General features: G+C 71.1%; 1 protein-coding gene. It reads left to right on the top strand.

Annotated elements, in window-relative coordinates:
- The coding region (locus tag ACSNOK_RS36280; protein WP_436784902.1) for an MFS transporter at window positions 1-235 on the top strand (235 nt) is incomplete at both ends.

Raw genomic sequence — 235 nt, 5'->3', positions numbered from 1 at the left:
ACCTGTCCGTGTCCATCCCCAGCGCCGGAATGCTGGTCACCGGATACGCCCTCGGAGTGGTGGTCGGCGCCCCGCTGATGACGGCCGCGGGCACCAGACTCCCGCGCAAAACCATGCTGCTGCTGCTCATGGGGGTCTTCGTCGCAGGCAACGCGCTCTGCGCGCTGGCTCCCGGGTACGGCGTGCTGATGGCCGGCCGCCTGGTCGCGGCGCTGTGCCACGGGGCGTTCTTCGG

It is taken from the genome of Streptomyces sp. URMC 126, assembly GCF_051386555.1.
Lineage (GTDB): Bacteria > Actinomycetota > Actinomycetes > Streptomycetales > Streptomycetaceae > Streptomyces.
This window is presented reverse-complemented; position numbering and strand designations above follow the sequence as displayed.